This is a genomic window from Desulfobulbus oligotrophicus (genome assembly GCF_016446285.1).
Classification (GTDB): domain Bacteria; phylum Desulfobacterota; class Desulfobulbia; order Desulfobulbales; family Desulfobulbaceae; genus Desulfobulbus; species Desulfobulbus oligotrophicus.
This window is the reverse complement of record NZ_CP054140.1, coordinates 1,528,319-1,540,731: the sequence shown is the minus strand read 5'-3', so window position 1 is coordinate 1,540,731 and position 12,413 is coordinate 1,528,319. Positions and strand designations below refer to the sequence as shown.

Genomic DNA, 12,413 nt, shown 5'->3' with positions numbered 1-12,413 from the left:
TGCCGCAACCTATATATCGAGGCGGTGCACAATATCGCATTTATCACGAAAATTCAAGACAGCCTCGTGCCGGTTCGGTAAACTTTGCCTCCCGGTATCAGCTGTATCTTGAGCATATTTATAAGGACCCGGACAGACAGGAGAAGAGCAAAATGCTACTCGAAGATTTGGAAAAAAAAAGAAGAAGAATCCTCCAGGCCATGGACTATTCGGTGCCGGAAAAAAACCGGGATGCTGCGGAAGATCTTTTAGACATCTACCGTGAAGATCGTATTGCACTTGCCGTCTTGCATGAATTTTACAGTTATCTGCCGGAGGCCAGGGAGGATTGGATCAAAGAGATACGCCTACTCAACCGGCATCACGGTATCTTCCTGCTTGCCGCCTGTACCAGTCAAAACCGTTACCTCTACCTTGTGTCCAATGAAGGCCTTGAATTCCAGGGTTGCATGGCGGATGGCTTTTTAAGCAACGAACTGCTCGATTTCTTTGGATACGAAAGTGCCGGGGCATTCTCTGCAATCTGTGCCGCTCCGGAGAGCCTGATGATCTATGAACCCTTACAAACGGATACCGACATCTGTCCAGCCTGTCATTCCGTCAGTGGAGAGTGCCATGAGCTGGGATGTCCGGTGGAACTGTGTCCCTGGTGCGGCGGCCAGCTCATACACTGTGACTGCCGTTATGAGCAGCTGGGGCTGGACACCATCAGCACAGAAGAAGAACTCCTCGACTTCGAGAGATTACTGGAGCAACGGGGCAGAATCCCTTATTCCCCGGAACAGCGGCCCAGTTTTGCCGAAGATGGTCCGTACATCATGTTCGATGAGTAAAAGCCGGAGACACTACCCTGCAAAAAAATACGCTGCTCCAGAAACTGACGTCAGCACTTCCGGCATACAGTTCTTCTATTCGTCATAAAAAAGAGCGTTCTGCGCCTATCTCTGGACCTTCTGACTGTTCAGGTAGCGGAAAAGATCGGATTCAGTGGTGAGGACCACTGAAGCATTCTTGCCGATCACAGCACGATAACTCTCTAAACTCTTCTGGAAGGCATAAAACTCCGGGAATTCAGAATAGGTCTGCCCATAAACCCTGACAGCTTCGGCGTCGGCTTTACCGCGAATTTCAATGGCTTCACGCTGTGCAGTTGAGGTAATCTCCTGAAGTTCCCGATCCACCCGACCCAGGATCTGCGCTTTACGGCCCTCTCCGGTTGAACGCTTCTCCGCTGCAATTCGTTTTCGTTCTGAAACCATCCGATCGTAGACTCGAAGACGAACGGTCTCTATATAGTTTACCCTGGTAAACATCACATCCAACAGCTCGATACCATACTGCGGGGTAACTTTTGAGGCGGCCTCAAGCACCATATGACTGATCTTATCTCTTCCCACCTTCGGTGGCGCAATCATATCCTGCCCCCGTGCCATGGAGACCACCATATAATCCTCGGACCAATCAGAACTGCGAATAATCTCGATCAGGTCATGCTTGTTAACCAGGTCGCGTACAGTACCGGCAATGATATCGTTCAGCAAAGATTTGGCCCGCGCCTCTGTGCCCACAGCCTGGAGAAAACGCAAGGGATCAACTATGCGCCAGCGAGCGGTATTATCCATGTAGATGAAAGTTTTGTCATTGGTGGGTATCTGATTAGGATCCCCGTCCCACACCAGTATCCGTTTGTCAAAATATTGAACCATCTGAATAAAAGGTGTCTTGAACTTCAGTCCGGCCTGATTGACCGGCTTACCGACCGGCTTCCCAAACTGGGTGATAACCGCCTGCTGGCCTTCAGGAAGAATAAAAAAACCATCCCAAACCGTGATGGCGATGCCACCGAGAATGATCAATAAAAAAAGGCGAATAAATTTATCCATGAGATCGTCACTAATAGGAGATGAAAAAATAAAGAAAAGAGATCATTTCTGATTCAACTCACCGGTGGGTGCCGGCATTTTGCCCGGCTTACGGGTGAGGTCAAAGAGCGGCAACAGCCCCTGCTGGCTCTTATCAATAACATAGAGGGAGTCGATTTTCGGCAACACCTCCTCCATGGTCTCTAAATACAACCGCTGGCGGGTGACCTCTTCTGCACCTCGGTACTCTTTGGCAATCGCCTTAAACCGCGTGGTCTCTCCATTGGCCCGGTTGATGCGCTCTGCAGCATATCCGTGGGCCTCTTCAACGATCTGTTTAGCACTACCGCGCGCCTTAGGTATCACTTTGTTGTAGGTCTCCTCAGCCTCGTTAACCAGACGTTTCATATCCTGATCCGCCTCGTTGACCTCGTTGAACGCTGGTTTCACCTGTTCCGGCGGGTTGATGTCAAGCAGCTGCAGGGTAACAATACTGATACCGCACTCAAGCCGATCCACCTGCCCCTGCAACTCCTGTTTGGCATTGGCAGCCAGGACCTCACGGTTACCCAGCACATAATCGAAGTCCATATTTCCCACAATACGCCGGGTCACCGTCTCTGATGCATCTCGCACGGTTTTTGCGACATCACGCACCTTGAAGAGGTAATTAAACGGGTCGCTCACCTTGTACTGGACAATCCATGCCACCTCGATCACGTCTTTATCACCGGTCAGCATCAAGGATTCCATATCGTATCCCTTGCGTTCAAAGGTACTGGCCACTCCAGGCGCACGAGTACGGAAGCCGAACTCCTCCTTGCGAACGCTCTCAACATCAACTTTGTGCAATTCCTCTATATAGGGAATTTTAAAATTCAACCCGGGAAGAGTTGTGCGGGCATATTGCCCGAAACGGAGAATGATGCCCACTTCCCCGGGCCGTATGGTGAAAAACGAGGAAAAACTTCCCTGGAGAACAAGGGCGGCCGCTATGATTGCCAGCACCTTGCCGGCCCCTGCAAAAAGGCCGGATGGCGTTTCTGAGGGCGGGCTGCCCTGTCCGCTGTCGTCACCGCCGGAAGGAGCACCCTCCTTATTTTCAAAAGCATCACGGATTTTCTGGATAAGTTGAGCAAGAAAATCCTCCGGCCCCATAGGCTTCTTTTTCTTGCCCCAGGGCGGTTGTTCATTCATTGGCATCGCATGACCCCATCGGTTGTTGGCAATAAGATAAGTAAAATGTGGTGTATCGATGCAGACCGAATCACACCTTCTCGAAATCAGTTCGACTGAAATAAAACAACGCACATATTATGCGTTTAACACCATTACGTCAAACAAGTTCAGGATACAACCCGGCTTTTCCACGGAGCAGCCCTAATTTTGCGCAGATCACACCAAAATTTTACTGCAATGCAGCATACCAGGAGGAAAATAACGCCAACAGAACAATCAGGAAAAGGTATGGTTGATATCCGCGTGATTGAAGTTGTCTGAAAACACGAAATACACCCAGCAGCAGGCCAAGGACACTACCGATCACAAACCCAAAAAAATGAGCACCCAGATCAGTTTGTTCACCACCACTGCCAAGCATGGCCAGCAGTGCCGCTCCTGCACCTAAGGGAAGGAGTACCGCGCGATAAGGACGGGGGGACGCGCTGCGCCCGATTGTCAGGCCGATCAACAGACCTATGGCTCCAAAAACGGCTGTCGAAAACCCCACTGAAGCATGTGGATGCTGTCGTAGCACGATATTACAAAAATTGCCAGCTCCACCCGACAGTATCAGTAACATCCAGGTAAAACCGTAACCGAGCATCTGACTTAACAGACCGATGACGACTCCGCCGAGAACACAGTTACCAAGAAGATGCGCAAGGTCCGCATGCAGTGTGAGCGCGGTAAAAAGTCGCCACCATTCACCATGCTCCAGAATAGCGGCACTGTCGACCATACCTCTGGTGAACCAGTGGTGTGCTGACGACCATGGGCCGGTGTACCCATACAAAAAGACGAGCATGGTCATGCCAAGCAAAGCAGGAAAGGTCTGATGCTTTAAAGTCCTGTGGCTCACAGGTGCCGGTAACGGCCAGTCACGGTTTTCCAGACGGTACTGTTCAAGATGAAAGCGAGCCGCCTGCTCTCGATCAACCGGAACGAGAAGAGAACTGCCGGAGGGATCAAGCCAATGATCAATACCAACCGCAGAAAGAACCAGTGACAGCGTTTCCAGATGCTCGCCTGGTTCCGTCGCAATGGTGACTATACCTTTTTCATAAAGATCATCCGGCCCGATCATAGCACGACAGTGTATGTAAAAAAGCTCCCTTTAGAGCTCCAATCGTTCAGACAGTATCAGCGCGTTACGGATACAACTTGACTTATAGAAGTCCGTTGTTATGGTGTGCGCACTCATAGCATACGGTTAAAGACAACAGCGGCAAACGCATCGCCGCCCTCTTCTCTTCATTCCAACATAGCAACGGACTGCCAATCATGCTTGCACTCTTGAAAAAATGCATACCTTTTTTCCTTGTTTTGTTCACCCTGACCTGTGTAGACGTGGGCATCACACCTGACAATGCCGACGCCCGATCTCGAAGCGGAGGTCGCTCCTTCAGTGCACCCTCTCGTCAACCAGCTTCTCCGGTCATCCCCAAATCCACACAGGGTAATTTCAATCAGCGTCAACAGACACCGCAACAACCTGCCGGAGGATTTGGTCGTGGCCTGATGGGCGGCCTGCTTGGCGGTGCACTGGGAGGGTTGCTCTTTGGCAGCCTCTTCGGAGCCGGCGGCAGCGGTATGGGAATTCTACCGCTCCTGTTGCTTGGCGGGATTGGTTACTTCCTGTACAGACGGTTTATCAACCGGCCGCAGGCACCCTCTGCCGGTTACCAGGCACCACCCTTTGAAGCCAATCGATTTCAATCCGGCCTGGGAAGCTTTGGCGGGCAAACCACCCAAACCGAATCACCGACATCGTCTCCTTATGCAGTTGATCCGGTCGAACAGGGACTTACCGCTATTCGTCAAACAGATCCCGGATTTGATGATAAATACTTTCTTGAAGTGGCCTCAGATGTCTTTTTTAAGGTACAGGCCGGGTGGATGCGGCGCGATCTGGATGCCTATCGCCATCTCCTGGGCAACCAGCTGGCTGCAGAGTATGCCGACCACTTTGCTGAAATGCGTGAACAGGGGCAGATCAACAAACTGGAAAGTATAGCCATTCGCAACGTGAAAATTGTTGCTGCAGGCAGCACTGATGGGGAAGACTTCATCACAGTGCTGTTTACCGCAAACCTGCTTGATTATACCATTGACGAACACACCGGCAATGTAGTGAAAGGCAGCATGACCGAACCGGTCAAGTTTGCCGAAGAGTGGACATGGGCTCGCCCGGTCCGCAGTGAGAACTGGAAACTGGAGGGCATTGAGGTGGTTTCCGGTTAACTTCCCCTCCTTTATTGCAATGAGTAAAGCCGCACCAGTCAATTGGAGCGGCTTTTTTTATTCAAGGCAACGATCTCCAAGCCAGATAAACGATACAAAACACAACAGAGCACAGCACAATGGAACAATCGATGAACACTATCACATGGGATGACTTTGCAAAGATAGAACTACGGGTAGGTGAAATTAAAAAGGCTGAAGCGTTTGCAGCGGCACGCACACCAGCCTACATTCTTCATGTGGATTTCGGTCCGGAAATCGGCATAAAAAAATCCAGCGCGCAAATTACCGCTCTTTACAGTCCGGAAGAACTTATCGGGCGTTTAGTTGTGGGCGTGGTCAATTTTCCAAAGAAACAAATCGGACCTCTGATGTCCGAGTGCCTGATCACCGGATTTCATAATGCACAAGGCGAAGTGGTACTCTGCATACCCGACCGCCCGGTCCCCCTGGGTGCTAAACTCCTGTAAGAAAATAAAAAAAGGACGTACAGATCAGTCATGATCCGCACGTCCCGGAAGAGAAATGGAAGTGTATGATCAGGCAGGTTATCCTGCACTCAGTTTTTCTGTCAACACGGGCAGGAACTGCTTGACATCAGCCACCACCAGGACATGCGCCACCTCAGCTATGGGTGCATCTTTGTCTGTATTAATAGCCACAATAAAATCCGACTTTTTCATACCTGCAAGGTGCTGAATAGCTCCGGAAATACCGCAGGCAACATACAGTTTGGGGGCAACCGTGCTGCCGGTGGTACCAACCTGACGATTATGATCCAGCCAGCCGGCATCAACCACCGGGCGGCTGGCACCGTATTCACCACCCAGAGTTTTGGCCAGGGCCTGCACCATTGCCACATTCTCAGGTTTACCCACACCACGTCCGGCACTGACGATAACATCAGCTTTCCCAAGATCGACACCTTCGATTTTAGCGGCCTCATAGCCGGTACACTGCACCTTGCCGCTGACATCAGTATCAACAGCCACCACAGTCGGCGTTGCAGCAGGTTCTTCTTCCAGAGAAAAGGCTCCTGCCTGAATTGTTATGATTTTCTGCGCTGTGGTTGCTTTAATTTTCCGTCTCAGCTTAGCATTACAGACCGGAATAACCGGCAATCCATCCGCATCAACCGCAATGACCTCGGAAATCTGGGCAGCTTTCAGGGCAACGGCCAGCCGGGGGGCAAGATCCCACCCATAAGAGGAATGCATAAAGACGATCTGTGCCGGTTGCTCCCTGGCAATAACATCCAGCAGCAGTTGCTTGTGTACACTGGGGTTATATTCACCGTATTTATGCACATCAGCCAGGTACAGGTTGCCTGCAAAATGGGGGAGATCGTCCGGACTTCCCACTAAAAACATAGCAGAATCGGCCTGTTGCTGCTGGGCAAACGCAATAAGTTGCATATATTCAGCGCGTAGCTTTCCTTCGCGAAACTCCGCTACAAGTAACGTTTTCATAGACTCTCCTAGGCCAGGATGCTGGTCTTTTCTTTCAATATTTGAATCAGTTTATCGGCAAGTTCAGCGACATCTCCTTCCAGCACCAGCCCACCGCCCTTCTTTTCCGGAAAATAACAGGCTGCTGTTGCCTGCATCCGGCTAATGTCACCGGTACTGCCCTCCACCGTTAAAAGTTCTTTTTTCTTGGCTTTCATGATGTTGGGCAGGGTGGGATAACGGGGAGTATTCAATCCCAGTTGACAGGTAAGGAGAACCGGGGTGCCGGTAGTCACCACCGCCTTGCTTCCGCCCTCCAGCTCACGTTTGACCTGAATGGTACCATTCTCGTAGAGAAAATCGACAATGGTCGTTACTGCAGGTATGCCCAGCAGCTCTGCAACCATGACCCCTACCTGGGCACTGCCGCGATCCTGTGACTGCATACCGGTAAAGATGATGTCAAAGTTCTTGTCCTGAGCAAAACCAGCGATCATTGCGGCAATTTCAATGGGTTCTTTTTTGTAAGAATCTGCATCTGCTATGTGCACTCCCCGATCACATCCCATGGCCAGCGCCTTCTTGATGGTCTCGGTAACCTGCCCCGGACCGATGCACAAAACGGTCAGGTCAGCCTCTTTCACCTGTTCTTTAAGACGGATGGCCTGCTCAACCGCATATTCATCGTACTCGTTCATCCGCCAGGCAAGATCAGCACGATCGTACCAGATGCCCTCACTATCAACCTTAAATTTAGATTCCATGTCAGGAACCTGTTTGATGCATATAAGAATTTTCATCGTGCTCCTCCAGCAATCTCGTACGTGATATCAATATCCCTCAGTGCCAACAGGTTCAATCCGCTCGGCAAGCACCTCGGCAATATCATACGGCCGCAGTTGTTCTTCAACATCGGCTCCCTTAATGCCATCTTCAAACATCGTCAAACAAAACGGGCAATTACTCAGTAACCTGTCAGCCCCGGTAGCCACCGCCATCTGCACTCGCCTGATATTCATTCGGGTACCTAACTTTTCCTCAGCCATGATTCGGCCACCGCCCGCACTGCAACAAAACGACTGATCACGAGTCCTGGTCATCTCGGTAATCCGACCGCCGGCGGTTCGAATGACATTTCTAGGCGCATCGTAGATGTCGTTATGCCTGCCCAGATAACAGGAGTCGTGATAGGTACAGGTAAACTCCAGAGGCTTCACCGCCAGAGCACCGGAAGCTATCAGCTGCTGAAGAAAAACAACATGCGGAATGACTGTGACATCAAGCTCAAAATCACGATAATCTTTATGCAGTGTATTAAAACAATGTGGACAGGTGGTCACAATAGTCCGTACCCCGTACCCCTTAATAGCCTCGACCATCTCCATGGCCAGGGTCTGATACAGATACTCGTTGCCCATCTTGCGCATCGGTTCGCCACAACATTTTTCTTCCTTCCCCAGGATGCCTACCTTGACGCCTGCAGCCTGACAAAGGGTAATAAAACTCCGGGCAACGGCAATATTGCGCTTGTCAAAGGAGGCATAGCAACCGACAAAATAGAGCACATCCACCTCAGGATCCTCAGCAAGAGGCTTGACACCGAGTCCCTCTGCCCAGTCTCCCCGGGAGGCATAGCCCATTCCCAGCGGATTACCGTTGACTTCGGTCTGTTCCATGGCAGCCATGACCTCTTCACCGGGAAACTCTCCTTCCATCAGCACCAGATTCCGCCGCATCTCGACAATTTTGTTCACATGTTCCACTGAGGCCGGACAGATATCCTGACAGGCTCGGCAGGTGGTGCACGACCAGATGGCATCACGTGTTATGGTATCAAGCAGATTCGCCGTACGATCAGAGAAGGCAACTGCACCTATCTGATTGATCAGTTTCATCGGAGACAACGGTTTATCTGTGGCATATGCAGGACATCGGTCTTGACAGCGCTTGCACAGGGTACAGGCATCCGCATCAAAAATATCCTTCCAGCTCAGGTCGGTTACTGTATCGGCACCAAACTTTTCGATATCCTCGTCTTCAAGATTGATGGTGGTTAATTTGCCTGTCGGGCCCAGATCCGTTAGAAAGGCATTGGCACTCGTTGTCACGATATGACGAAACTTAGAGTAGGGAATAACCGCGATGAAGCCCATCGCTAAACTAAGATGTATCCACCAGAGGGTGCTGTGCAGAGTACGCAGATCTGCCTCCTGGATACCGGAGAGCAGCAAGGCAACGCCGAAACCAACGGGAGACCAGCCGGCCAACGGTGTTCCCAGCTCAGTCACCGCCATGCGTGCACCCTCAAGAGCAAATCCTGTAATAAGGATCGCAAAAAGGAGGCAATGCATGAGGGCGTCATCACTCTTGGTGGTCAGACCTTCCGGTCGCACCAGATAGCGGCGAACCAGCAGGCCGCTCAGCATGAACAGGGCAACCAGACCGGCCAGATCAAGTGTTAAGGAAAAAAGTTTATAAAAGGTCCCTTTAAGGAATCTGATCCCAAAGAAGAGATCTGTAAAATCGGCCTGGATAACGATGAGTACAGTGCCGATGAAGAGTACAAAAAAGCTCCAGAAAAAGACGCCATGTGCTGTCCCCGCCCCGGGAACCCGAAAAACCTTGGTCTGAAGGAGAGCTGTTTCCAACAGACTCTTCAGTCGTACCCCTCGCTGATCGGTTCGGTTCAAGGGCTGTCCCAGACGGTACACAGTGATTCGTTTGAGAAACCCAACCGTAAAAAAGACCAGCGCTACCAGCAGAAGGCCGTACATAGGCCCCAAGGTCGTGAACCCATGACCAACGTTCCAATAAATTTCACGGGTAAACTCCATGCAGGCCCCCTTCATATGAAAAAACGAACGATCTTCGGCCGGTTAGTGCAACCATAGGAAGAAAGGCGGCCGGCCTCTCTTTCCTGGCCTCTACAGTAGTGGTTACGAGGTCACCTGGTAAGTGCCGCACCGATAACCACCCGTTGAATTTCACTGGTCCCTTCGTAAATTTCGGTAATTTTAGCATCACGCATCATACGTTCGACCGGAAACTCACGGGTGTACCCATACCCTCCATACAGTTGAACGGCCTGGGTTGTCACCTTCATGGCTGTCTCACTTGCAAAGAGCTTGGCCATGGCTGATTCATTTGAATACGAAAGACCGGCACTGGCACGGTAGGCGGCATTGTATACCAACAATCGGGCGGCCTCGATTTGGGTTGCCATATCAGCCAGCTGAAACGAAACACCCTGGAAAGCAGCAATCGGCTTATTAAACTGCTCACGCTCTTTGGCATATGCCAAAGTTGCATCCAGAGCACCCTGAGCAATACCAAGGGCCTGAGCGGCAATACCAATCCGGCCGCCATCAAGGGTCTGCATAGCCACTTTGAATCCCTGCCCTTCCTGACCGAGAAGATTCTCTGCAGGAATACGGCAGTTTTCAAAAACGAGTTCCATGGTCGGTGAAGAGCGGATTCCCATCTTTTTCTCTTTCTTGCCGAAAGAAAAACCCGGCGTGCCTTTTTCAACGATAAAGGCACTGATACCACGGTGCTTCTGGGCTGTTTTGTCACTACGGGCTAAAACGACGTAGGTCTCGGCCTCCCCTGCATTGGTGATAAAAATCTTCGAGCCGTTTAAAATCCATTCATTCCCATCACGAACAGCGGTGGTTTTTGTACCACCGGCATCGGAACCGGCCGATGGTTCGGTCAGCCCGAACGCCCCTAACTTTTCCCCCGTGGCCAGCGGGGTGAGAAATTTCTGTTTCTGTTCCTCGGTCCCGAACATAAAAATAGGGTTGGCACAAAGGGAGAGATGCGCCGAGAGCGTCACACCGGTGGAGCCGCAGACTCTGGAAAGCTCTTCGACAGCTATTGCATAACTGATGTAGTCTGCACCGCCGCCGCCATACTCCTCCGGAAAAACGATCCCGGTCAACCCCAGCTCACCAAGGCGATCAAACATCAGGGCTCTGTCAAAATGTTCCTGCTCATCTCGCTCTGCCGCCGATGGAGCCACCTCTGTTTCAGCAAAGCTGCGTACCATGTCACGGATAAGATTCTGCTCTTCAGTCAATTCAAAATTCATGCTCATTTCCCCCGGGATATAAATCTGATGTACTTCTCGTCTATATCTATCATGATTGCAATGACCCTAACGACATGGTCGGTATACTTTTGTCAACCGGCAGCCCCCGCAAACGCTCTGCAGCTGTTCATACTCACACCTGCAGCCAGGCATTTTATATATCCGGATTTTTCATCTGCACCATAACCGCCATTCCAGTGGCACAAGTCGTCCCCTGGGCAATAAGCACCAGCTCGACCGTTACCTTTCGTCCTCTGATTTCCCTGACCTTACCTCGTATCTCCAGCTCTGTGTTGATCGGGGTCGGCAACAGAAAATCAACGTGCAATGATGCGGTGACAAAACGCGACAAAGGCTTTCTGTCTTCTCTGGATTTAGCCGCTGCCGCTGTACCTGCACCATGACAGTCAAAGAGCGAGGCAATCAGCCCTCCATACAGATTGCCGGGAACGCCTCCGGTGTATTCCGGGCCCGGTGTAAATCGACACACGGTTTCCTCTCCATCCCAGTAACTTTTGAGGTGAAAACCGTGAGGATTGAGACGGCCGCAACCGAAACAGTGGGCATATTCAGCAGGATACTGATCTTGAAAAGCCTGTTTACTCATCGCGCAGCCACTGGTGTTATTTACTGACAAGGACAATCGCCTGGAACACTCATGAGCGCTTTATTCGTAGCTATAAAAACCGCGCCCGCTCTTTCGACCGAGCCAACCGGCCTCAACATACTGTCGCAGCAGAGGACAAGGTCGATATTTGGAGTCTCCCAGGCCTTGATGCAGGGTTTCCATGATTGCCAGACAGGTGTCAAGCCCTATTAAATCAGCAAGTGCCAAGGGCCCCATCGGGTGATTCATACCCAGCTTCATGACAGTGTCGATATCCTCTTTGGTACCGACACCATGATATAAACAGAAGACCGCCTCGTTGATCATCGGCATGAGGATTCGATTGGCAATGAACCCTGGAAAATCGTTGGACTGAGCCGGAGTTTTATCCATGCGCTTAATTAACGCCAGAGTCACCTCCAGAGTTTCAGCAGATGTGGCCAGGCCGCAGATCACTTCCACGAGCTTCATGACCGGAACAGGGTTCATGAAGTGCATACCGATTACCTTACCAGGCCGTTTAGTATGCGCAGCAATTCTACCGATCGGGATCGAGGAGGTGTTGGAAGCAAGGATAGCATGTGCAGGACAAACTTCTTCAAGGCTTTCGAAAATCTTAAATTTAATAGCCTCGTTCTCGGAAGCAGCCTCGACAACATAGTCTGCGGCAGCCATATCCTTAATGTCAACAGAGGTCTTGATTCGACCGAGAACAGCTTCTTTCTCACTTGCTGTCAGTTTTCCCTTGTCAACATTCCGCTGCAGATTTTTGCTGATTGTGGCCAGTCCACGTGCAACAAAATCCTGGTTAATGTCGTTCATGATCACGTTCAGACCACTGGCAGCAGCCACTTGGGCGATACCATTTCCCATCTGTCCCGCACCAATTACTCCAAATATTTTGACATCCATATCGTTTCCCCTTCTCTTTTGCAGGTGCGACG

General features: G+C 50.9%; 12 protein-coding genes. 3 read left to right on the top strand and 9 right to left on the bottom strand.

Going from position 1 to position 12,413, the window contains the following annotated elements; translation table 11 throughout:
* Nucleotides 1–152 precede the first annotated feature (152 nt).
* Nucleotides 153–833, top strand: a complete 681-nt coding sequence (locus HP555_RS06930; protein WP_199264441.1) for a hypothetical protein — start codon at nt 153–155, stop codon at nt 831–833.
* 105 nt (nt 834–938) lie between these two features.
* Here HP555_RS06930 and hflC read toward each other — a convergent pair whose 3' ends face one another.
* From hflC to HP555_RS06915, 3 genes are all read right to left on the bottom strand, one after another.
* Nucleotides 939–1,883, bottom strand: coding sequence for a protease modulator HflC (gene hflC / locus HP555_RS06925; protein ID WP_199264440.1), 945 nt, complete (start codon nt 1,881–1,883; stop codon nt 939–941).
* A gap of 42 nt (nt 1,884–1,925) precedes the next feature.
* The gene (gene hflK / locus HP555_RS06920; protein ID WP_233249283.1) at nt 1,926–3,059 is read right to left on the bottom strand and encodes an FtsH protease activity modulator HflK; all 1,134 of its coding nucleotides are present in this window, start codon (nt 3,057–3,059) and stop codon (nt 1,926–1,928) included.
* Between the two features lie 211 nt (nt 3,060–3,270).
* On the bottom strand, nt 3,271–4,167 hold the full coding sequence (locus HP555_RS06915; RefSeq protein WP_199264438.1) for a rhomboid family intramembrane serine protease: 897 nt from the start codon (nt 4,165–4,167) through the stop codon (nt 3,271–3,273).
* Between the two features lie 197 nt (nt 4,168–4,364).
* Here HP555_RS06915 and HP555_RS06910 point away from each other — a divergent pair, with 197 nt between their 5' ends.
* Together HP555_RS06910 and HP555_RS06905 are read left to right on the top strand one after the other, a co-directional pair.
* A complete protein-coding gene (locus tag HP555_RS06910; RefSeq protein WP_199264437.1) occupies nt 4,365–5,324 on the top strand; it encodes a Tim44 domain-containing protein in 960 nt (319 codons plus the stop codon).
* Between the two features lie 131 nt (nt 5,325–5,455).
* Nucleotides 5,456–5,794: a tRNA-binding protein gene (locus HP555_RS06905; RefSeq protein WP_199264436.1), complete on the top strand. Its 339-nt coding sequence runs from the start codon at nt 5,456–5,458 to the stop codon at nt 5,792–5,794.
* Nucleotides 5,795–5,872: 78 nt separating this feature from the next.
* Here the strand turns inward: HP555_RS06905 and HP555_RS06900 are convergent, their stop codons facing one another.
* The 6 genes from HP555_RS06900 to HP555_RS06875 all read right to left on the bottom strand — a co-directional run bounded on the left by HP555_RS06900 (nt 5,873) and on the right by HP555_RS06875 (nt 12,381).
* Nucleotides 5,873–6,793: an electron transfer flavoprotein subunit alpha/FixB family protein gene (locus HP555_RS06900; RefSeq protein WP_199264435.1), complete on the bottom strand. Its 921-nt coding sequence runs from the start codon at nt 6,791–6,793 to the stop codon at nt 5,873–5,875.
* Between the two features lie 8 nt (nt 6,794–6,801).
* Nucleotides 6,802–7,572 carry an electron transfer flavoprotein subunit beta/FixA family protein gene (locus tag HP555_RS06895; RefSeq protein WP_199264434.1) on the bottom strand — a complete coding sequence of 257 codons (771 nt, stop codon included), beginning with the start codon at nt 7,570–7,572 and terminating at the stop codon, nt 6,802–6,804.
* A 30-nt stretch (nt 7,573–7,602) separates the two neighbouring features.
* Nucleotides 7,603–9,606, bottom strand: a complete 2,004-nt coding sequence (locus tag HP555_RS06890; protein ID WP_199264433.1) for a heterodisulfide reductase-related iron-sulfur binding cluster — start codon at nt 9,604–9,606, stop codon at nt 7,603–7,605.
* Nucleotides 9,607–9,716: 110 nt separating this feature from the next.
* Entirely contained in the window at nt 9,717–10,862 is a 1,146-nt protein-coding gene (locus tag HP555_RS06885) for an acyl-CoA dehydrogenase (protein ID WP_199264432.1), read from the bottom strand.
* Between the two features lie 154 nt (nt 10,863–11,016).
* On the bottom strand, nt 11,017–11,469 hold the full coding sequence (locus HP555_RS06880) for a PaaI family thioesterase (RefSeq protein WP_199264431.1): 453 nt from the start codon (nt 11,467–11,469) through the stop codon (nt 11,017–11,019).
* A gap of 60 nt (nt 11,470–11,529) precedes the next feature.
* Nucleotides 11,530–12,381: a 3-hydroxybutyryl-CoA dehydrogenase gene (locus tag HP555_RS06875; RefSeq protein ID WP_199264430.1), complete on the bottom strand. Its 852-nt coding sequence runs from the start codon at nt 12,379–12,381 to the stop codon at nt 11,530–11,532.
* Nucleotides 12,382–12,413: the final 32 nt, after the last annotated feature.

Bases quoted from the DNA above. Each gene is read 5' to 3' on its own strand.
- HP555_RS06930 (WP_199264441.1), top strand. From the start codon at position 153: ATGCTACTCGAAGATTTGGAAAAAAAAAGAAGAAGAATCCTCCAGGCC.
- hflC (WP_199264440.1), bottom strand. From the start codon at position 1,883: ATGGATAAATTTATTCGCCTTTTTTTATTGATCATTCTCGGTGGCATC.
- hflK (WP_233249283.1), bottom strand. From the start codon at position 3,059: ATGAATGAACAACCGCCCTGGGGCAAGAAAAAGAAGCCTATGGGGCCG.
- HP555_RS06915 (WP_199264438.1), bottom strand. From the start codon at position 4,167: ATGATCGGGCCGGATGATCTTTATGAAAAAGGTATAGTCACCATTGCG.
- HP555_RS06910 (WP_199264437.1), top strand. From the start codon at position 4,365: ATGCTTGCACTCTTGAAAAAATGCATACCTTTTTTCCTTGTTTTGTTC.
- HP555_RS06905 (WP_199264436.1), top strand. From the start codon at position 5,456: ATGAACACTATCACATGGGATGACTTTGCAAAGATAGAACTACGGGTA.
- HP555_RS06900 (WP_199264435.1), bottom strand. From the start codon at position 6,793: ATGAAAACGTTACTTGTAGCGGAGTTTCGCGAAGGAAAGCTACGCGCT.
- HP555_RS06895 (WP_199264434.1), bottom strand. From the start codon at position 7,572: ATGAAAATTCTTATATGCATCAAACAGGTTCCTGACATGGAATCTAAA.
- HP555_RS06890 (WP_199264433.1), bottom strand. From the start codon at position 9,606: ATGGAGTTTACCCGTGAAATTTATTGGAACGTTGGTCATGGGTTCACG.
- HP555_RS06885 (WP_199264432.1), bottom strand. From the start codon at position 10,862: ATGAATTTTGAATTGACTGAAGAGCAGAATCTTATCCGTGACATGGTA.
- HP555_RS06880 (WP_199264431.1), bottom strand. From the start codon at position 11,469: ATGAGTAAACAGGCTTTTCAAGATCAGTATCCTGCTGAATATGCCCAC.
- HP555_RS06875 (WP_199264430.1), bottom strand. From the start codon at position 12,381: ATGGATGTCAAAATATTTGGAGTAATTGGTGCGGGACAGATGGGAAAT.